Origin of the sequence: Bacillus sp. DX3.1 (assembly GCF_030292155.1) — a bacterium.
GTDB lineage: Bacteria > Bacillota > Bacilli > Bacillales > Bacillaceae_G > Bacillus_A.
Genome location: NZ_CP128153.1, coordinates 4,461,417 through 4,479,705, shown reverse-complemented (window position 1 = coordinate 4,479,705; position 18,289 = coordinate 4,461,417). Strand labels below are relative to the sequence as shown.

Annotated in this window: 24 protein-coding genes and 1 pseudogene; 15 read left to right on the top strand and 10 right to left on the bottom strand. The window is 36.1% G+C overall.

Annotated elements, in window-relative coordinates:
- The first annotated feature begins 260 nt into the window (after positions 1 to 260).
- The 4 genes from QRE67_RS22500 (at position 261) to QRE67_RS22485 (ending at position 2,775) form a co-directional block, all read left to right on the top strand.
- Positions 261 to 926 (top strand): PspA/IM30 family protein, encoded by a 666-nt coding sequence (locus tag QRE67_RS22500; protein WP_286122402.1) that lies wholly within the window; start codon positions 261 to 263, stop codon positions 924 to 926.
- A gap of 81 nt (positions 927 to 1,007) precedes the next feature.
- Entirely contained in the window at positions 1,008 to 1,412 is a 405-nt protein-coding gene (locus QRE67_RS22495; protein WP_286122401.1) for a DUF350 domain-containing protein, read from the top strand.
- A 22-nt stretch (positions 1,413 to 1,434) separates the two neighbouring features.
- On the top strand, positions 1,435 to 1,941 hold the full coding sequence (locus QRE67_RS22490; protein ID WP_286122400.1) for a DUF4178 domain-containing protein: 507 nt from the start codon (positions 1,435 to 1,437) through the stop codon (positions 1,939 to 1,941).
- A gap of 12 nt (positions 1,942 to 1,953) precedes the next feature.
- Entirely contained in the window at positions 1,954 to 2,775 is an 822-nt protein-coding gene (locus QRE67_RS22485) for a DUF4247 domain-containing protein (RefSeq protein WP_286122399.1), read from the top strand.
- Between the two features lie 53 nt (positions 2,776 to 2,828).
- Here the strand turns inward: QRE67_RS22485 and QRE67_RS22480 are convergent, their stop codons facing one another.
- A complete protein-coding gene (locus tag QRE67_RS22480; RefSeq protein ID WP_286122398.1) occupies positions 2,829 to 3,857 on the bottom strand; it encodes a YdcF family protein in 1,029 nt (342 codons plus the stop codon).
- Between the two features lie 421 nt (positions 3,858 to 4,278).
- On the opposite strand from QRE67_RS22480, the gene QRE67_RS22475 reads away from it, so the two are divergent.
- On the top strand, positions 4,279 to 4,512 hold the full coding sequence (locus QRE67_RS22475) for a spore germination protein (protein ID WP_286125359.1): 234 nt from the start codon (positions 4,279 to 4,281) through the stop codon (positions 4,510 to 4,512).
- Between the two features lie 171 nt (positions 4,513 to 4,683).
- Here QRE67_RS22475 and cydB read toward each other — a convergent pair whose 3' ends face one another.
- Together cydB and cydA are read right to left on the bottom strand one after the other, a co-directional pair.
- On the bottom strand, positions 4,684 to 5,712 hold the full coding sequence (gene cydB / locus QRE67_RS22470) for a cytochrome d ubiquinol oxidase subunit II (protein ID WP_286122397.1): 1,029 nt from the start codon (positions 5,710 to 5,712) through the stop codon (positions 4,684 to 4,686).
- Complete coding sequence (gene cydA, locus QRE67_RS22465) at positions 5,702 to 7,048, bottom strand: cytochrome ubiquinol oxidase subunit I (RefSeq protein ID WP_286122396.1); 1,347 nt, start codon at positions 7,046 to 7,048, stop codon at positions 5,702 to 5,704. The genes cydB and cydA overlap by 11 nt, the downstream gene beginning before the upstream one ends.
- Before the next feature lie 224 nt (positions 7,049 to 7,272).
- Here cydA and QRE67_RS22460 point away from each other — a divergent pair, with 224 nt between their 5' ends.
- Positions 7,273 to 7,836 (top strand): beta-class carbonic anhydrase, encoded by a 564-nt coding sequence (locus QRE67_RS22460; protein WP_286122395.1) that lies wholly within the window; start codon positions 7,273 to 7,275, stop codon positions 7,834 to 7,836.
- Here QRE67_RS22460 and yidD read toward each other — a convergent pair.
- Positions 7,833 to 8,063: a membrane protein insertion efficiency factor YidD gene (gene yidD, locus QRE67_RS22455; RefSeq protein WP_286122394.1), complete on the bottom strand. Its 231-nt coding sequence runs from the start codon at positions 8,061 to 8,063 to the stop codon at positions 7,833 to 7,835. The two genes, QRE67_RS22460 and yidD, sit on opposite strands and share 4 nt — an antisense overlap.
- Before the next feature lie 127 nt (positions 8,064 to 8,190).
- Between yidD and luxS the strand changes: the two genes are divergently transcribed.
- Positions 8,191 to 8,664: an S-ribosylhomocysteine lyase LuxS gene (luxS, locus tag QRE67_RS22450; protein WP_286122393.1), complete on the top strand. Its 474-nt coding sequence runs from the start codon at positions 8,191 to 8,193 to the stop codon at positions 8,662 to 8,664.
- Positions 8,665 to 8,703: 39 nt separating this feature from the next.
- Here the strand turns inward: luxS and QRE67_RS22445 are convergent, their stop codons facing one another.
- The 3 genes from QRE67_RS22445 to ytzI form a co-directional block, all read right to left on the bottom strand.
- Entirely contained in the window at positions 8,704 to 8,934 is a 231-nt protein-coding gene (locus QRE67_RS22445; protein ID WP_286122392.1) for a DUF3953 domain-containing protein, read from the bottom strand.
- A gap of 26 nt (positions 8,935 to 8,960) precedes the next feature.
- On the bottom strand, positions 8,961 to 9,080 hold the full coding sequence (locus QRE67_RS28945) for a DUF3953 domain-containing protein (protein WP_483298716.1): 120 nt from the start codon (positions 9,078 to 9,080) through the stop codon (positions 8,961 to 8,963).
- A gap of 95 nt (positions 9,081 to 9,175) precedes the next feature.
- Positions 9,176 to 9,328: a YtzI protein gene (gene ytzI, locus QRE67_RS22435; protein ID WP_286122391.1), complete on the bottom strand. Its 153-nt coding sequence runs from the start codon at positions 9,326 to 9,328 to the stop codon at positions 9,176 to 9,178.
- 108 nt (positions 9,329 to 9,436) lie between these two features.
- Here ytzI and QRE67_RS22430 point away from each other — a divergent pair, with 108 nt between their 5' ends.
- The 3 genes from QRE67_RS22430 to QRE67_RS22420 all read left to right on the top strand — a co-directional run bounded on the left by QRE67_RS22430 (position 9,437) and on the right by QRE67_RS22420 (position 11,611).
- Entirely contained in the window at positions 9,437 to 9,751 is a 315-nt protein-coding gene (locus QRE67_RS22430; RefSeq protein ID WP_286122390.1) for a hydrolase, read from the top strand.
- An 85-nt stretch (positions 9,752 to 9,836) separates the two neighbouring features.
- The gene (mutTA, locus tag QRE67_RS22425) at positions 9,837 to 10,316 is read left to right on the top strand and encodes an antimutator 8-oxo-(dGTP/GTP)ase (RefSeq protein ID WP_286122389.1); all 480 of its coding nucleotides are present in this window, start codon (positions 9,837 to 9,839) and stop codon (positions 10,314 to 10,316) included.
- Positions 10,317 to 10,516: 200 nt separating this feature from the next.
- Complete coding sequence (locus QRE67_RS22420) at positions 10,517 to 11,611, top strand: recombinase family protein (RefSeq protein ID WP_286122388.1); 1,095 nt, start codon at positions 10,517 to 10,519, stop codon at positions 11,609 to 11,611.
- A 191-nt stretch (positions 11,612 to 11,802) separates the two neighbouring features.
- On the opposite strand, the gene QRE67_RS22415 is transcribed toward QRE67_RS22420, so the two are convergent.
- Genes QRE67_RS22415 through QRE67_RS22405 form a run of 3 tightly spaced genes read right to left on the bottom strand, consistent with a single transcriptional unit; the run spans position 11,803 to position 14,379 of the window.
- Complete coding sequence (locus tag QRE67_RS22415; RefSeq protein WP_286122387.1) at positions 11,803 to 12,609, bottom strand: ABC transporter permease; 807 nt, start codon at positions 12,607 to 12,609, stop codon at positions 11,803 to 11,805.
- Positions 12,602 to 13,366, bottom strand: a complete 765-nt coding sequence (locus QRE67_RS22410) for an ABC transporter ATP-binding protein (protein ID WP_286122386.1) — start codon at positions 13,364 to 13,366, stop codon at positions 12,602 to 12,604. The genes QRE67_RS22415 and QRE67_RS22410 overlap by 8 nt, the downstream gene beginning before the upstream one ends.
- Before the next feature lie 11 nt (positions 13,367 to 13,377).
- A complete protein-coding gene (locus QRE67_RS22405) occupies positions 13,378 to 14,379 on the bottom strand; it encodes an ABC transporter substrate-binding protein (RefSeq protein ID WP_286122385.1) in 1,002 nt (333 codons plus the stop codon).
- Between the two features lie 121 nt (positions 14,380 to 14,500).
- On the opposite strand from QRE67_RS22405, the gene QRE67_RS22400 reads away from it, so the two are divergent.
- From QRE67_RS22400 to QRE67_RS22380, 5 genes and pseudogenes are all read left to right on the top strand, one after another.
- Positions 14,501 to 14,797 carry a DUF3986 family protein gene (locus tag QRE67_RS22400; protein ID WP_286122384.1) on the top strand — a complete coding sequence of 99 codons (297 nt, stop codon included), beginning with the start codon at positions 14,501 to 14,503 and terminating at the stop codon, positions 14,795 to 14,797.
- Position 14,798: 1 nt separating this feature from the next.
- Complete coding sequence (locus QRE67_RS22395) at positions 14,799 to 15,032, top strand: hypothetical protein (RefSeq protein ID WP_286122383.1); 234 nt, start codon at positions 14,799 to 14,801, stop codon at positions 15,030 to 15,032.
- Positions 15,033 to 15,051: 19 nt separating this feature from the next.
- The gene (locus QRE67_RS22390) at positions 15,052 to 15,342 is read left to right on the top strand and encodes a hypothetical protein (protein WP_286122382.1); all 291 of its coding nucleotides are present in this window, start codon (positions 15,052 to 15,054) and stop codon (positions 15,340 to 15,342) included.
- A gap of 260 nt (positions 15,343 to 15,602) precedes the next feature.
- Positions 15,603 to 15,707 (top strand): annotated as a pseudogene (locus QRE67_RS22385) (DUF2196 domain-containing protein); the annotation flags it as partial.
- Between the two features lie 317 nt (positions 15,708 to 16,024).
- On the top strand, positions 16,025 to 17,833 hold the full coding sequence (locus QRE67_RS22380; RefSeq protein ID WP_286122381.1) for an acyltransferase family protein: 1,809 nt from the start codon (positions 16,025 to 16,027) through the stop codon (positions 17,831 to 17,833).
- Positions 17,834 to 18,289 lie beyond the last annotated feature (456 nt).

Sequence of the window (18,289 nt, the reverse complement as noted above, 5' to 3'; positions counted from 1 at the left end):
TCAAAATTGACTGGCTAATCATTCTGAAAAGTAGCAATATTATAGGGTGTAGAAAGTAAGTATGTAGTATGAGGAAATGTTGTGAAGAGAATGTCATATTATAATTTATATATTCAAGAAATAATATGTAAGGGCATTTTAGTTTTGTTATAATAAACAAATAGGCTTTGAAAATGAATATTCTTACTGTAAAGGGAGAATTCTTTAATTTTTACGGAAGTTGAATTTGAAATATGAAGTAATTAATAGGAGGAATTTGAATGTCTGTTTTTAAACGATTAAGAGATTTAACGATGTCAAATGTGTATGCATTAATTGAAAAGGCAGAAGATCCAGTTAAGATGACGGATCAATATTTACGCGATATGCAAGAGGATGTACAAGAAGCTGAGAAGAGTGTAGCAGCTCAAATTGCGCTTGAGAAAAAGTTTAAATTATTATATGAAGAACAAGAAGCGCTTGTAAAGAAACGTGAAGAACAAGCACATATGGCTGTTCAAGCAAGTAACCTTGATCTTGCGCGCCGTGCTCTAGAAGAGAAGCAAAATGCAGAGCAAAAGATGAACGAATATAAAGCGAGCTACGAACAAAATAAAGCAGCTGCTGATAATCTGCGTGCAAAATTAGAAGAAATGCGTAAGCAATTAACTGAACTGAAAAATAAACGTGAAACACTTGTAGCGCGTGTAAATGCAGCGAAAGCACAAAAAAATATTAATAAAGCAATGTCTGGATTTGATGCAAATACAGCAAAAGCTGGCTTAAGTCGTATGGAAGAAAAAGCTCTTCAATTAGAGGCAGAAGCAGAAGCAAGTGGAGAAATCTACAAAAAAGAAAAATCATTAGATGAGGAATTCGCAAGTCTAAATAAAAACTCAGCTGTAGATGATGAATTAGCTCGCATTATGAAGCAGTATGAGAAATAAGATAGAATAGACAAAGGAACCGACATGTCATGGAAATCAATCATGTCGGTTTTCTATTATTTTCCCTGAGGAGGTTTTGGAATGACATGGATGAATGTTTTAGCCATGCTTATCTGGACAGGAGCAGGTGCTGTTCTTTTATTTGCACTTATGTGGATTGATTCTATATTTACAAAATATAACGATTTAGCGGAAATCAAAAAAGGAAATATAGCTGTGACAACGCGCTTTATTATGAAGTTGTTTGCGCAAGGATATATTTTGTCACAATCGATTACGAAAGCAAATGATTTATGGCAGGCACTGTTTGTATCGGCGGTTTCATTCGTTATTTTATTAGTTGTAGAAATGTTTATCGAACTTATTTTGAAAAAAGTAGTTGGTTTAGATTTAGAAGAAGGAACGAAGCAAGGGCATGTAGCGCATGCTTTGTTGGCCGGTTCGTTACATATTGTCGGTGCCCTTATTTTAGCAGCGTGTCTATAACGAGAAAAGGTGGGATAGTTCCTTGAGCTTATTTAAACGAATTAAAAATATAATGAAAAGTCCTGAGCCTGCGAAACCAGAGAAAACTTTACTCACGTTAGCGCCTGGGGATATGATTGAAGTTTCATTAGTGATGTACGAATTGATCGGAAAAACTAGTATGCATTCTCGTGGTGAAATTGTTTTAACATTGCAGGACGGAAAGACAATTCGCTATTTAAAAATTGAAAACCGTGAAAGCACTTATTATAAACTGTATGCACCAATCGATGGGCGTTTAGATTCTATAAATGAAGTTCCAACGACAATTGAAATGGATGATATAGAATATCATATGGAAGAACAATATAACGGGCGCGTTGTCGTGATGGGTAAGACTCCATTTGCAGTATCTGATGAACAACACGTGTGGGAGTTCCAATCCGACAATCGTAAATTATTGCGCATTGAGTGGCAAGATGGACGTACGATGATGTACGAGGGAGAATCGATTCTTACTGCTGATGTACAAATTATAAGGGCAACGTAAGGGGGCGCAATCATGTCAAATCGATTGTTTACCATGATTAAATCGTTCGTAATCCCTATCCTTGCCATCGTTACGTTGCTTGTAATTGCTGGCTATGCTTTATCGGGTTGCCAAAATGGTCAAAATGAAAAGTCTATTCAAGACCGTTACCCATTAGAATCTGTTGCAAAAGACGGCAAGCAGGAATCATATGTGTATAGGGCCGCTAATCGGTCAGTTCCTCAAGTTGCGAAGGAATTGATTGATGAAAAGGAACCAAAACAAGCATCTAAAGAAGATGACAATCAGATGTTCCTTGTTTATTCTGATAAACTATATAATCTTCAGAAGGATAAAGAGAAGCCGTCGGATACATTAATTGAAATAAGTAATAATGAGTATGTTCGTCAAAATTATCAGCCATCCTTTTTACAAGGTTATATTTTGGCAAGTATATTAGATGATATATTTGATTCACGTAAATCCTATCATGGCGATTACCGCGGATATACAGACCGGAAAAATCATAAACCGGTTATTCCAGAAAGGCCGCCTACAAAAGAAGAGAAAAAAACACCACCGCCAATTACGAAACAAGGTAAGGGCTCTATTATTAAGAGAAGTGATAAGATACAAGAACCAAAAACATCTGTAGGTGATAAAGGTAGTGTTACGGAAAAAGGAAGTAAGACTATCCCGCCGTCTACAGAGAATAAAGGGAAAATCATAAAATCACCGGGTGGTTCTAGTGGATCAGATGTAAAACCGAAATCATCAATTAAAAGCCCGCCAAGAAATACGTCTCCCCCTAAAACAAGGGTTGGCGGTTCTGGGAAGATTATGAAGAGAAGATAAAGAGGAAAGCCCAAGAAGCAGAGTATATGCTTCTTGGGCTTTTCTTCTATAAGTTAACTAAATAAAAAGCTAAGGACTGTTCCAAGGATAGAAAGACCCAAAATGGCTCCTACTACCTTAGTATGACGCTGACGCCCCATAACAACAATCGCAATATATTCTCGAATCATTGCATTTGGCCAATAATAGAAAGCTGTTTTTGATCCGATTCCTTGGCTCTTGAGTCCAGCTTGTCTCGCGTATAAGCCAGCACGGAAAAGGTGGAAATTGTTCGTTGTAAAGATACTTCTATACTTGTCTTTTAGCGAATCCATAATTTGTTTTGAGAAGAGCATGTTCTGATACGTATTTACAGAACGATTTTCTTGTATTGTATGTTCAATAGGGATGCCTTTTTCAACAGCATACATTTGCATCGCTTCTGCTTCAGGAAGATTTTCATCTGGACCTTGTCCACCAGAGAAAATGATTGTAGGTGGAGAAGAGATAGCTGCTTGTTTTCGATAAAAATCAATCGCTTTATTGATTCTACTAGCCAAAAGTGGAGGAACTTTATCATTAATTAATCCGCTGCCAAGAACGATAATAAAATCTTGGTTGTATTTTGGTCTGTTGAATTGATAAAGGAAATAGGCTGTTAAGAAATTCGATAAGTGTATAAAGAAATATAAAATAATAAAAGACACGCCTGTAAACATAGGCTGAAGATTAGGCGATAAAAAGCGAGTTGGATCAATGATAGAGAATAATATAAATATCAAAAGTCCTATGCCTAACAGTAAAGTTAAACAATTAGAAAAACGCCGACCTTCTTTTCTCATCAAAATTTTTGCATTTAAAAACATACCGATCATTAGGGCAAATAAGCCAAAGGTTAGCATAAAGAGAATGGTAAAAAATGGTATAATAGCAATCATTCTGAATAAAGAACTATTTGAGCTAAAAGCTAAATAAAGGCAAAGAATAAGAAACGAGCAAAAAAACATGTTGAATAGAAAACCGTTTATTATTCTTCTAGGGTCTTTTAAATAAAAAGTTAGAAAAATAATTAGTAAAATAAGAGTAATGATTTCAAAAAACATAATTTCTGTAAACACCTCATTTTTTATCCCGCATTAACGGGCAGTAAGACCCCCACCTCAAGATTCAGAGAGAAACAAAGAAGATAGGTGGGGGATAAACTGCCCGTAAAAGCCCGATTGGTTCAACTAATAATCAGTGGGGGATGAAGAAAACCCCCACTGATTAAAGTTTCACTTTATATGATTGTTATAGATTCAAGTTTCATTTCACTATATTACATTATTTAGAAGAATATAGTTAGAAAAATAATCATTTTAAATTTTCTCAATAAACAATATAGATAAATATGGTAAAATATATTCAAAGCGATATATTAAAAGTAAAGTGGTTTAAGTTAGGGAAGGGCACTCTTTGGAGTGTCTTTTTTTTTCTAAACATGCTATTTTTTTAGGCGTTCTTCATAAAATGAAAAATAACATAATGAAAGTGAGTGATACGATGCCTGCTGTTATCGATGGTGTGATTATAGAAAACTGTAATGGTTCAATTAATCTAGGGGATAAATACAATGTACACCCAATAGAGCAAACGAAAGCATATAACGGTTCCGGATCCTCTAATGTAGGATTTACTGTGAAAGCTTTTAATGGGATTAGTGCTACAGATGTCTATGATAAGGATGCTAATGATCAAGGATTACAATTTACGCTATAAAAGCTATATGTAAAGTTGCATAGAGTTGCTGCATATTTTGTATGATATGGTTTCAATGAAAGCTGTTGATCATTCTTCTTTGGCAAAATCGTTGAATTGGAAACTTAACATCTTATTGAAAATCATACGTGTAGGCAAAAAAGACACTCATTTCGAGTGCCTTTTTTCATTTTAGTGATATCCTTTCGCAGAATCTTTATGAATTTTTTCTTTGAAGATACTGTAGCTCCATAGCTGATATCCGATAACGATTGGTACCATTACCATCGCGACGAAGAACATAATTTTTAAGTTTAATTCACTGCCGGCCGCTTGATATAAAGTTGTACTATATGCATCGTTAATACGTGATGGCAACATTCTTGGGAACATGCCTGCAAAACCAGTTGTCATAAACATTGCGATTGTTAGACAAACAAATGTGAATGCGAATCCAATTTTGTGTTTTAAAATCATAATGATTGTTATGACGCTCATTAACATTGCAAGTACTGGAAGAATGAATAGTACAGGATATTCGGTAAAGTTTTGGAATAAGTTTGTACGGTTTGCAGTTGCCACATAGAAGATAGCTAGAATAACTGCAGCTGCCATTGAAAATGGTTTTGCAATTTTATAAGCGCGATCTGATACTTCGCCAGACGTTTTAATCATGACCCAAAGTGCACCAGATACGACAAAGATTGCTGTGAAGAAAAGACCGCCTAAAATACCGTAATGGTTTAATAAGCTGAATAATGTTCCTTCATAGCCGTCTTTCCCGATTTGCAGTCCATAGTATAGATTTGCAAATGTGACACCGAATAAGAATGCGATGAGGAAGCTACCAATTGCGAATGCCCATTTACAAACACTTTGCCAAATTGGTGAATCATCTTTATGCATAAATTCAAGTCCTGCTGCACGAGCGAAAAGAGCGAGTAATACTAAAAATAATGGTGTATATAAGTAACTAAACATATTTGCATATGTGATAGGGAAAGCGGCAAATGTTGCACCGCCTGCTGTAATTAACCATACTTCATTGCCACCCCAGAACGGTCCGATCGCTTCTTGCATTTGATTTCGTTCTTGGCGATCTTTTGTAACGAACGGGAAGATCATTCCGTTACCAAGTGCATAGCCATCGAGAATAAAGTAAACTGTCCAAATCACGCCCCATAAACCGAACCAAATAACTGCAAGCATATCATGAGACATGAGCTGCACCCCCTTGATTAGATTCTTCTAATGCCGCTGGTCCTTTTTTCGCGAACTTCAGCATGAGGTATACATCGGCGATTAAGAGTAATGTGTAGAATAATATTAAACTAATTAACGAGAACCAAATTTGTGGTACTGAAATTGGTGAGACAGCTTCAGCGGTACGCATCAATTTGTATACTGTCCATGGTTGACGCCCTGCTTCTGCAACAATCCAACCAGCGTTAATCGCAATATATGGAAGTAATACAGACCACATTGTAATTTTTAAGAATCGTTTTGAGTTTTCTAGTTTTCCTTTACGGTTTAAATAGAAACCAAACCATGTTAGTGCCATGAAGAATACGCCAAGCGCGACCATTAAACGAAAGCTGTAATAAACAAGATTTACGTTTGGACGATCTTCTTTCGGAATATCTTTCAAACCGACAATTTCTCCATCAAATGAGTTTGTATAGAAGAAGCTGCCGAGTTTTGGAATTGTGAAAAGTTCGAAGTTTTTCTCGTTTTTCACATCAGGAATTTGAATGATTGAAAAACCTTGTCCTTTTCCAGTTTCCCAAACTGCTTCCATTGCTGCACCTTTTGCAGGTTGCATTTTGGCAGCGAAGGCACCGGATTGGTGACCGATGAAAGGTGTTGCAGTTGCTGCTAATAATCCTAAGATTAATCCGAATTTAAAGGATTTCTTAAAGAATTCCACGTCATTTTTGCGTAACAAATGATAGGCACTAATCGCCATAACGAAGAATGCTCCAACGATATAGCACCCAACAACTGTATGGAAGAAGATATGCCATGCATATGGGTTTGTTACAAGTGCCCAAAAATCATTTAATTCAGCACGATTGTTACGTATCACGTAGCCAACAGGGTTTTGCATAAAGCCGTTTGCCGTAATAATCCAAAGTGCCGAAATATTTGTTCCAAGAGCAACCATCCACATACAAAAAGCACGGAACTTTGGTGAGATTTTATCTTTCCCAAACAGCCAAATTCCCATGAAAGTAGATTCTAAGAAGAAAGCAACAAGTGCTTCTATTGCGAGTGGTGATCCGAAAATATCTCCCATATATTTCGAGTACTCAGACCAGTTTGTTCCGAATTGGAACTCCATTGTAATCCCGGTTATAATCCCCATGACGAAGTTAATTGTAAATAGCTTACCCCAGAAATTTGCCATTTTTCTATACGTTGGATTTAATGTACGTGCATATTGTGTTTCCATACACGCTACTAAAATAACAAGTCCGATTGTTAACGGTACAAACAAGAAATGATAAAAGATAGTAATTGCAAATTGAAAACGACTTAGTAATAGAACGTCGGACATAATAAAGATTCACTCCTTTTTAACATTATCTACATATAGTTTATAGTGAGAAGATGAGCAAAGTGGAGGGGAGTTGTTACAGAGGTGTGTGTATATTTTGAAAGAATTATGTCGATTGTCTGAAAAATTATATATTTACAATAAAGTAATATACTTTTGGGATTTTTTAGATTTTGGTACACTTAGTATGTAGTTTAAATGAGAGAAAAGAGGGTCTTTTTACTATGAAGTCATTAGAAGAAATTTTGCAGTACAATGAAAAATTCGTTGAAGAGAAAAAATATGAAGAGTACGAAACTGGAAAGTTTCCAAATAAAAAAATGGTTATCATTTCTTGTATGGATACACGCCTTGTTGAATTATTGCCAAAAGCAATGAATATGCGTAATGGTGACGTGAAAATTATTAAAGTAGCGGGTGCTGTTATTTCACATCCATTTGGAAGTATTATGCGTAGTATTTTAGTTGCTGTTTATGAGCTTGGTGCAGATGAAGTATGTGTTGTTGGTCACCATGATTGTGGGATGACAAAAATTCAGGCGAGCAGTACAATTGAAAAAATGAAAGAGCGCGGCGTGACAGAAGAAAAATTAGATACACTTCGTTATTCTGGAATTGATTTAGAGAAATTTTTAGGAGGATTCCCTAGTTCAAAAGAAAGTGTAAAGCACAGCGTTTCTGTACTTCGTAACCACCCGCTACTTCCGGCAGAAGTACCTGTACATGGTCTTGTGATTCATCCTGATACAGGTAAATTAGACCTTGTTGTGAATGGCTACGAAGCTTAATTTCCTTTTTCCTTTTTGTCCGGGACGGGGTCAAATCCTCCTGGATGAAAAGGATGACATTTTAAAATACGCTTTACTGTTAGCCATAACCCCTTTAATGCACCATGTTTTTGAAATGATTCTAATCCATAATGGGAACATGTTGGATAGAAACGGCATGTTGGTGGTGTCATCGGGGAAATAAACTTTTGATAAAAGCGTATAATACCGATAAAAATCTGTTTCATAACGATCTCCTTTTCAGCATATTCTTCTAGTATTGTAGCATAACTGTACATAATGCTTTACTATTTGTGAATTCCGGTATATCATATTGGATATACCGGAATTAAAATGAAAGTGGGAGAGATGATTATGCCATCAGTAGAAAGCTTTGAATTAGATCATACGATTGTAAAAGCACCTTATGTAAGACATTGTGGTGTTCATCAAGTGGGTAGTGACGGTATTGTAAATAAATTTGATATTCGTTTCTGTCAGCCAAATAAACAAGCGATGAAACCGGATGTTATTCATACATTAGAGCATTTATTAGCATTTAACTTACGTAAGTATATTGATCGTTATCCACATTTTGATATTATTGATATTTCACCAATGGGTTGCCAAACAGGATATTATCTTGTTGTAAGCGGTACGCCAACTGTTCGTGAAATTATTGATTTATTAGAACTTACGCTAAAAGATGCGGTACAAATTACAGAAATCCCTGCGGCAAATGAAACGCAGTGCGGTCAAGCGAAGCTTCATGACTTAGAAGGAGCAAAACGTTTGATGAATTTCTGGTTAAGCCAAGATAAAGATGAACTTGGGAAAGTGTTTGGTTAATAGATGAGGAAGCTGCCTGTGAAAGGGTAGCTTTTTTATTTAGCGAAGAAATTCTAATATAGACACGTACAAACAAAGTCCAGAAACAAAGAAACAACCAATACCTATGAATTTACGGGTGGCCTTTATTTCAGAAATGCCGACAATAATCATCATGCAGGCTAACGCTAATTGCATGTAAGGGAATACAGAGAAATCGTCAGTATAAAAATAATAAGCGGCACAACTTAACGTGATGAGTGCTAAGAGAATTCGTAATATGTTTAGCATATTCTATACCTCCGTATGCGAGTGTTTTACATGAGATACTTTATGATGAGAACGACCCACACGAAAATTCCTACACCAATGAAGATAAAACCAGTGCCTTTATCTTCCTGTTTTATCTGTTCAATCCCCATGATGAAGAATAAGATTCCTAAGAAAAATTATGAAGGTTTAAGAAATGAATTGTTATTTGCAAGTAGACTATACAATGATAGCAATTGAAACGCGCAGTATTCGCAACATACTATCTATCACTATCCTTTTTATTTGCTACATAAGGATTATCCTCTGCAGAATCCACTGAATGTTTATATGAATATCCTTTATTAATCGTCAGCACAGAGAGTACCAATATGGTGATGACGATAATAACTGCGATAATTAATATTTTAATCATTCTAAAATCTCCTTTTCTTCATTTTATCATGAAACAGAACTGTGATTTACATAATTTTGTAATTGTTGAAAACAATAGAAAGTAAAATGATGAAAGAAGGAACGTTATATGGATAAGAAAACCTACTATATATCGGTAGGAAACGGCGAGATTTCACAGGTGAAAACGGCAGATACGTATAGCTTTGCCATTCAAGCGACAGAGGAAGAGATTATCGAACTACGTGAATATTTTGATCAAGCATACCGCGAAGATCTTGGTTCTTTTGTACGCTCGCATGTGCCATATGTCGAGTATCATCATGATTCTAATAACGATAGGTATGACGAACAATTACAAAAAGCATATAAGCTTATTTATGATCTAGGAGATCACGAAACGAAAGAATTAGTCGCGCAAATGGGAATAATCAATGGATTGTAATCGTATAACATTATGCATACAAGCCAGAATGTGCTACAATTTGTGGTAAGAAAAAACTTGTAACCATCAATAGGGGAGTAATGGCATGTACACATTTAAAGATTATTACCACAACACTGTACAATTATCGTTTGAACGTTACCCATTTTCTCCTGAGCCAAAGCATGTTTGGGTTGTATGCCGGTACGGGGATCAATGGTTATTAACGCATCATTTACGTCGCGGTCTTGAATTTCCAGGTGGTAAAGTAGAAATTGGGGAAACACCGGAAGAAGCGGCAGTTCGAGAAGTTCATGAAGAAACCGGCGGAATTGTTTCTGATTTAACTTACATAGGACAATATAAAGTATCTGGAAAAGACAAAATAATCATTAAAAACATTTATTTCGCAACAATTCGTGCAGTAGAAGCACATACGCACTACGAAGAAACGAAGGGGTCTGTTTTATTAAAAGATATCCCGAATAATATCAAAACTGATAGAAAATTTAGCTTTATTATGCGTGATGACGTATTAGCACGCACAATGAAACATATAGAAGAACTCGGCTGTTTTACGAAGTAAAGGAGCCGAGTTCTTTTTGTTTTGTCTAAGAAACATACGCTTTTAGCTTTCTCCCGTAAAAGCTTGATTAAAGTTTCGCTTAGAACTGCACGTATCATATTAGGCCTCCCTAAAAAGTAGCAAACTCTTTCAAATAATTATCGCGTATTTTCAAAAAAATGATTATTATATCTAATAAGAATGGAATGAGGGAGGTCTATATGGGGAAGTTTTATGTAAAACTATTATGTTTCATTGCAGGCATTTGCTTAATCGCAGGTTGTAGTAAAGCGGTAGATGCCGTAGAAGAAAAAGAAATATGTAAAAACCAAGAAGAGTGCACTAGGATTGGCGATGAAATGATTCAAAAAGTAAATAAAAAGATGGAAAGTCTTTCTAAGCTAGAAGAACCTATAGAGGATATAGAAAGTATAGAAGAAATTAAGATGATAGAACAAAAGAAAGATGACGATGAAAATTATTTCTTTCTAGCATCTTATTACATTGATAATGAAGAAATAACAGATCCTTATTTTGAAAAGCTAGATAAGAAGCGTTTAAATAAAGTGTTTGCTGAGGATAAAGAAGCAAAGGATGAAGTTGTCGCACAACATGAAGATATGGATTATCATGAAACATTATGGGAGATCTATCGTACACTCATACCCGCTAAATATCGAGAAAGTATGAAAGAGTTTGATATTGTAACAGATGGATATGATGGCATGCTTGCTTATGTGGCACAAAATCCAGAAGAACCAAAGGACTGGGTATTAAGTTTAGATACGCTTGATTCAGGTGTGAATATAGAGGAAGTTATGAAGACGCTAATTCATGAAACAGCTCACGTGTTAACGTTAAATGATGCGCACATTCCGGTAGATAAAAAGTATTTACAAGCATTCGAAGACGATAAAGATATTTCCTCTTATAAAGAAAAATGTAAAAATCTTTTTTTGCAAGAAGGTTGTACGAAGGCAGATTCCTATATAAATAAATTTTATGACTCGTTTTGGAAACAAATCGAAAAGGAATGGCAAGAAAAACAGATTGAAACAAATTTAGAAGCACAAATACAATTTTTCAAAGAGAAGCATGATCAATTCGTTTCGGAATATGGAACAACTAATGTAGCAGAGGATATCGCTGATACATTTACAGCATTCGTTTTACAAGATTCGAAGCAAGTGAAAGAGGGAGAAGAGTTAAAATATAAAAAGATGGCATTCTTCTATCAGTTTCCTGAACTTGTAAAAATGCGAGCAGAAGTGTTATCTGGTTTATATAAAATTTCCAAGGAAGTAAAAGAAATATAATAAAGTGAAACTTTAATCAGTGGGGGTTTTCTTCATCCTCCACTGATTATTAGCCCCCACCAATCGGGCTTTTACGGGCAGTTTATCCCACACCTATCTTCTTTGATTTTCTTAGAATCTTGAGGTGGGGTATTACTGCCCGCGAATAGCGGGATAAAGAAAAAGAGCTGACTCAAAAAAATTATTTTGGGTCAGCTTCTTTTTTTCGTCTTCACTATAAGCTTCTCAAATCCTTCAACGAACACATACATGAGCGTTGCGAGGACACATGTGAGTAAAACACTTAGCAGGACAAGTGTAAAGTTAAATACTTGGAATCCGTAGCTAATTAAATAACCAAGCCCTTGCTTTGAAACAAGAAGTTCTCCGAAAATGACCCCAACCCAAGATAATCCAACGTTTACTTTTAGCGTTGAAATGATTGCAGGGAAGGAAGAAGGTAAAATGACTTGTTGATAACATTGCCATTTATTAGCACCGAATGTTTCCATTACTTTTATATAATTTGAATCAACTTCTTGGAAGGCGCTGTAAATGACAAGAATGGTAACGATAATCGAAATAATAACGCCCATTGCGATAGAAGAGGAGATGTTCGGACCAAAAATAACGATAATAATCGGACCAAGCGCTACTTTTGGCATCGCATTTAAAACCACAAGATACGGATCTAATACACGGGCTAACAGTGGCAGCCACCAAAGGATTGTTGCAATGAAGGCGCCGAGTGCGGTTCCCAGTATAAATCCTGCACTTGTTTCAAGGAGTGTCGTCCACATGTGAACCCAAAGTGATCCATCGCTCCATTTGCTCAAAAATAATTCCCAAATACTTGATGGAGAGCTGAAGAGAAGGGGATCAATCCACTCTTGTTTACTTGCAATTTCCCATAAGGAAAAGAAGAGGATCATAAGCAATAACTGTAAGATTGCAGCCATCCAAGTGCGCTGCTGTTCTTTTTTTCGGAACTGTTCATGTAATGCTTTTATATTAACCAAGGCGTTCAAGCTCCTTCCATATGACTTGAAAGAGAGCGGGAAAGTCAGGATGCTGCCGTGCTTCTAACGGTGACAAGGAACGAATGCTATCCGGTACAGTAAAGATTTTTGCGATTTTTCCAGGGTTTGCTTGCAGTAAATAAATGCGGTCGCTCATGGCAATCGCCTCTTCAATATCATGTGTTACGAGAAGGGATGTTTTCTTATATGTTTGTAATAGAGAGAAAACGAGTTCCTCTAATTTTAATTTCGTTTGATAGTCAAGTGCTGAAAACGGCTCGTCAAGTAAAAGTATTTTCGGGTTCGTTGCGAGTGTACGAACGAATGCTGCCCGCTGACGCATACCGCCAGATAATTCTCGTGGATATTGTTTTTCTACCCCTTGTAAGCCAACTTGTTGTAAGAGCTGCAATGTATGATTTTTCGCGTCGGACTGATATGTTTTTGTAATGTGAAGTCCAAGCATAATATTTTCTTCAATCGTTTTCCAGGGGAACAAATAATCTTGCTGCAGCATATAGCCCATGGAAGACGTGGATTTTATAATCGGCTCCTCATCAAGAAGGACGATACCTTCAATGGGCTTTAATAAACCTGCAATAATAGAAAGGAGCGTTGTTTTTCCGCAGCCACTTGGGCCAAGGAAAGAAATAAATTCGCCTTCTTCTACGTGCAAGTTAATATCTTCTAAAACGAGACGAGCATGTTTTTTTGCAAAAAAACAGTGTGAAATGTTAGTGATTTGTAAAAAACTCATAAGGTTCGCCTCTATTTCTTAATAACGCTTTCGGCAATTTTTGTATTAACGAGCGCCTCGTGTGGGGCTTCTTTTTGTAATTCGCCAGCTTCTTTCATAATCTTTTGCAGCTGTGTCCATTCTTCCGCATCTAATAATGGATTTGTCGCATAGGAATGCTGCTTTTTGTAACGCTCAATTACTTTTACGGTAATATCTTTTGAAGTATCTTTAAACAGTGGTGTAACAGCTGTTGCGATTTCTTCAGGGCTATGTGTATCGACCCATTGCTGTGCTCTATATAATGCACGTGTGAATTTTTCCGCAGCAACTTTGTCTTTCTTTAAGAAACTTTGTTTTGCCATAAAGGTTGTGTACGGGACAGTTCCAGACTCAGCGCCAAAAGAAGCAACGATGTAGCCCTTTCCTTCTTTTTCAAAAATGCTTGCTGTCGGTTCAAAGAGCTGTACAAATTCCCCTGTACCAGATGCGAAGGCATTTGCAATATTTGCAAACTCAATGTTTTGCACTAAATTTGTATCTTTGTGCGGATCAATACCATTTTTTTTCAGGACGTATTCACCGACCATTTGCGGCATACCGCCTTTTCTTTGGCCAAGGAATGTAACACCTTTTATATCGTTCCAATTAAAGGAGTCTAATTTTTTGCGTGAGACAAGAAATGTGCCATCTGTTTGTGTGAGCTGTGCAAAGTTAATAATTGGATCCTTTGCTCCTTGCTGATGAACATAAATAGATGTTTCGGAACCGACAAGTGCGACATCAATCCCGCCTGATAACAGTGCAGTCATTGTTTTATCGCCGCCAGCCGTCGTTTGCAGGTCAATGTCTAGTCCTTCCTCTTTAAAGAAGCCTTTTTCCATGCCGACATACAGCGGTGCATAGAAGAGAGAATGCGTGACTTCACCGACGCGAATCTTTTGCGTCTGCTCTGTATCATCTTTTTTATTACACGCCACAAATGTAAAAACGGTAAGTACAAGTATACAAAAGACAGCTATAAATTTTTTCAATATCAGACACCTCCTAGAAATGAATCTACTGCCATGATATGTAGATAAGTGCCTAGATGTGAGTGGACAAAGGAGGAATTTTTTAGGAGGGAAAGAAGTACAATTATAAGGGGTGATTGAGATGAAATATGAATATGATGATAACATGCATTTACATCTCGACTATTTTGGAGATGAGTATGATGTGGAATCGGTTGCTTATAAAAGAAAAGATGCAGATGTGTGGGATGTATTTTTTAACTTTGCATTTTATGGGATTCAGCAGGTTGAATTACAGGAAGATACGTATATGGATGAGCATTCAGGGTATCGTGTGTTTTCCGTACAGGCCAATGATTTAAGTTGGGAATTTGGTAGTGCTAAGTTTGAAGAATGGCTACTTAAGCATCGTATATTAGAGAAAGCAGTACAGAAATAAGGTGATCGATTTTCTAGTTTTAATACTTATATTTGTAGCGGGTTTTATGATAATGCAAGTTCTTATTTACCGATTTGCAAAGAAAACTGTTCATAAATATAGGGAAAGAAAACTGATTCATATCTGGTTGGATATGAATGTAAAGAAAGGCCCAAAATTAGATTTTACTGATTTTACATTTTTATTGATTTTATGCATTATATGGAAAATTTGGCTTTTTCCCCTCATAAAGTAATTGATAGAGGTGGATAAAAGTGAAAGTATTAAAGTCATCCAAGGTACTTTTAATATTATTAGCATTAAATATTCTATCATTTTTCCCCTTAATAGAAGAGCTACATGATGCATCAGATCCGAATTTTGGTGTAATTAGTTTGGTTTTGATCCCGACTTTAGCGTTGGTATCACTTATCATTATTTATAGACAACGAAAAAATAGAAATGTTAGTAAAGGATTATTACGATTATGGTTTGTCATTAACATACTTTTGTTATTTTTCCCTTTTGCGCTCATGATTTTGATGGGGCTGGTAATACTCGGATAAAAAACATTAGCATATTATTACTGGGGATAAAAAGAATCCGTCTAGGGCACGGATTCTTTTTTGCTGTATTGAGAAGAGTGATTGCGGAATAGAAAATACGATAATTATATAAATACAAATTTAAAAACCGACATAAAACTCTTCTTTTTAGGCGGGAGAGAGCATCCGGCCATGCATAGAAGCGGTCAGATCCTTTTTCTGCCCCATGCGAAGTGAAAACAAAGAGAGAAAACGAGTGCAGGTCACTTTTTGTTATCCATAGCCGTGTTGTAAAAGATATTTTAACAAATTCAGAAACTCATACGTATGGTATTAAAGTACGATTGCAAGATGGGCAAATTGGTAGAGTTCAGAGTGTTGGCTAATAAGAAAAGAGGATGTCTTAAAAGTAAAGCTTTTAGGGCATCCTTTTTTTACTTCGATGAGTAGGAAGTCATTACAAGAGAAAGTTTATTCATACAAACTATTCTACGATACCGGAGGACATGATAAAATTCTATATACTGCGTATGTTATCGTAAAAAACAAGTATTTTTGTTGGTGCGTTTTGTGATATTTTTGTAACTTTTTTATTTTTTATTTATTTTATACTTTTTAGGTGTAAAACAGAAAGAAATGATTGATAGAATCTTATAGTATAATTATTTTTGGAATTTTCAAATGGATATGGAGGGGACTGTGAATGCCCACACCAATAAAAAAAAATAGTCGCTATATGGTTGGATTAGATAGCCTAAGAGGCCTAGCTATACTAGGTGTTATTTTGTATCATATCAATTTTAATTGGATGCCTGGGGGATTTCTAGGTGTTACTGTATTTTTTGTGCTTTCTGGTTATTTAATTACGGATATTCTTGCTGCTGAATGGATACAAAGTGAGAAAATTGATTTGAAGAAGTTTTGGCTCAGTAGAGCAAAGCGATTACTTCCTGGAATGCTTGTTATGCTCATAGTAGTCTTGGCATGGATTACAATTTTCCATAGTTCTTTACTAGGAAAGATGCGTGGAGATTCACTCGCAGCTTTATTATATTTCAGTAACTGGTGGTATATTTACCATAAAGTATCATACTTTGATAGCTTTAGCCAACTTTCTCCGCTGAATCATTTTTGGTCGTTAGCTGTTGAAGAACAGTTTTATGTAATCTGGCCGTTTATGATTAGCCTAGCATTCCGTTACATAAAAAAGCAGTCGCGCATCATTTTATTCATTCTTCTAGGAGCAATTGCCTCAGCGTTAGCAATGGGAATCCTGTATGAACCAGGGGCTGACCCGAGTAGAATTTATTACGGTACTGATACAAGGGCTTTTTCATTACTTATTGGCGCAGCACTGGCTTTCATTTGGCCGAGCAGAAGGCTTGCTCATAGAATTTTGCCGCCAGCACGTCTCGTTTTGGATATTATAGGCGGGATTGCTCTAATCGTCATTCTCATTATGTTTTGGAAGACGAATCAGTATGATCCTTTTCTATACCGAGGAGGAATGGTCCTTTTATCGGTTGCGACTGCCTTGTTAGTGGCAAATCTTGCTCATCCTACAAGCCGAATCGCTAAAGTTCTAAACTTTAGACCTTTACGGTGGATGGGTGTACGATCTTATGGAATATATCTTTGGCATTATCCGATTATTACATTGACGAGCCCGCAAGTAAGTACGGGTGAATTTCAGCTTACGAGGGCGATTTTGCAATTTGTACTTATTATATTTGTTGCACAAATTTCGTGGAAGTTTATTGAAAATCCAATACGTCAAGGGGCACTGAAGAATGTTAGTTTCAAGAACTGGAGAATAAGAAATTTAGTATTAGGTGGTAAGCTAGCTTTAGTAAGTGCACTATTAATTTCTGCGGTAGCTGCTTTTGGTTTAACAACGGCTAGCCAGGCAAAGAATAATCCGAAGAAAGATACAGTGGAAACGGTGCAACAAGAGCAGCCTAAACATCCAACTATAGTAAGAGAGGAACCACCTCAAAATAAAGAAAAAAAAGAAGCTGTTTCCTCAAAGCCTGAAGAGCCTCTAACCGTTACGGCCATTGGTGATTCAATTATGATTGACATCGCTCCATATTTGAAAAATACTTTTCCTAATATTAAGATTGATGCAAAGATTGGTCGACAAATGTCTGAAGCAATTACCGCGGTAGAGAAAATGAAGAGTGAGGGGAATTTAGGAAATCGTGTCATTATTGGATTAGGTACCAACGGAGCTTTTACCAATGATCAATTGGTATCACTAATACAATTGATCGGGAATGAACGTAAAATTGTGTTAATCAATACAAGGGTACCACGTCCATGGGAATCATTGGTTAATCAAAAATTAAAGGAAGTAGCATCAACTTACCCAAATGTGACGTTAGTCGATTGGTATTCAGCAAGCGCTGGAAATAAGACGTACTTTGAACCAGATGGCGTACATTTAACGAAAGTGGGTGCAGAAGCATACGCTTCACTTGTAGCAAATCAACTTAATCGTTCTAATGAGTGATTCGATTCAATCAAGAATGTTAAGAATCCTGGTATAACTGTAAAATGGTATTTGGCTTGATTTTGAATAGAATCACTTACAAACAGATTCGTGTATGTATCTTAATACGATGTTTTTTTATGATATTAGGATCATTAAAATATAAATAAATAGATTTAAAAAGAACTTGTAGCATATCTACAAGTTCTTTTTTTTGGTTATATTGGATAACAGGGTAATTAAACAAAACAGTTTAAACAGGGAGTGTTACTTAGGAACTTATAAGTCTAGTATATAACAGGTCGCAACATTTATAGGAGTTGAGTATTGAAAATTATGTGAATTTAAAAATTCGCGAGTATATATTTCATAAACTCCTCCAATTAGTCTCGCATACTAAACCTAATTACTTTCTTTGTTTCCATATCAACAATTGCATCTAAATTACCTAGACCTGGAGAGCGATTGGATGAAAAA

What these genes read in the sequence shown, in the direction of transcription:
- QRE67_RS22445 (WP_286122392.1), bottom strand. Translation starts at nt 8,934, where the DNA reads ATGCTAAACATATTACGAATTCTCTTAGCACTCATCACGTTAAGTTGT.
- QRE67_RS22480 (WP_286122398.1), bottom strand. Translation starts at nt 3,857, where the DNA reads ATGTTTTTTGAAATCATTACTCTTATTTTACTAATTATTTTTCTAACT.
- luxS (WP_286122393.1), top strand. Translation starts at nt 8,191, where the DNA reads ATGCCATCAGTAGAAAGCTTTGAATTAGATCATACGATTGTAAAAGCA.
- QRE67_RS22380 (WP_286122381.1), top strand. Translation starts at nt 16,025, where the DNA reads ATGCCCACACCAATAAAAAAAAATAGTCGCTATATGGTTGGATTAGAT.
- QRE67_RS22410 (WP_286122386.1), bottom strand. Translation starts at nt 13,366, where the DNA reads ATGAGTTTTTTACAAATCACTAACATTTCACACTGTTTTTTTGCAAAA.
- cydA (WP_286122396.1), bottom strand. Translation starts at nt 7,048, where the DNA reads ATGTCCGACGTTCTATTACTAAGTCGTTTTCAATTTGCAATTACTATC.
- QRE67_RS22475 (WP_286125359.1), top strand. Translation starts at nt 4,279, where the DNA reads ATGAAAGTGAGTGATACGATGCCTGCTGTTATCGATGGTGTGATTATA.
- QRE67_RS22500 (WP_286122402.1), top strand. Translation starts at nt 261, where the DNA reads ATGTCTGTTTTTAAACGATTAAGAGATTTAACGATGTCAAATGTGTAT.
- cydB (WP_286122397.1), bottom strand. Translation starts at nt 5,712, where the DNA reads ATGTCTCATGATATGCTTGCAGTTATTTGGTTCGGTTTATGGGGCGTG.
- QRE67_RS22485 (WP_286122399.1), top strand. Translation starts at nt 1,954, where the DNA reads ATGTCAAATCGATTGTTTACCATGATTAAATCGTTCGTAATCCCTATC.
- yidD (WP_286122394.1), bottom strand. Translation starts at nt 8,063, where the DNA reads ATGAAACAGATTTTTATCGGTATTATACGCTTTTATCAAAAGTTTATT.
- QRE67_RS22420 (WP_286122388.1), top strand. Translation starts at nt 10,517, where the DNA reads ATGGGGAAGTTTTATGTAAAACTATTATGTTTCATTGCAGGCATTTGC.
- QRE67_RS22430 (WP_286122390.1), top strand. Translation starts at nt 9,437, where the DNA reads ATGGATAAGAAAACCTACTATATATCGGTAGGAAACGGCGAGATTTCA.
- ytzI (WP_286122391.1), bottom strand. Translation starts at nt 9,328, where the DNA reads ATGATTAAAATATTAATTATCGCAGTTATTATCGTCATCACCATATTG.
- QRE67_RS22460 (WP_286122395.1), top strand. Translation starts at nt 7,273, where the DNA reads ATGAAGTCATTAGAAGAAATTTTGCAGTACAATGAAAAATTCGTTGAA.
- QRE67_RS22495 (WP_286122401.1), top strand. Translation starts at nt 1,008, where the DNA reads ATGACATGGATGAATGTTTTAGCCATGCTTATCTGGACAGGAGCAGGT.
- QRE67_RS22400 (WP_286122384.1), top strand. Translation starts at nt 14,501, where the DNA reads ATGAAATATGAATATGATGATAACATGCATTTACATCTCGACTATTTT.
- mutTA (WP_286122389.1), top strand. Translation starts at nt 9,837, where the DNA reads ATGTACACATTTAAAGATTATTACCACAACACTGTACAATTATCGTTT.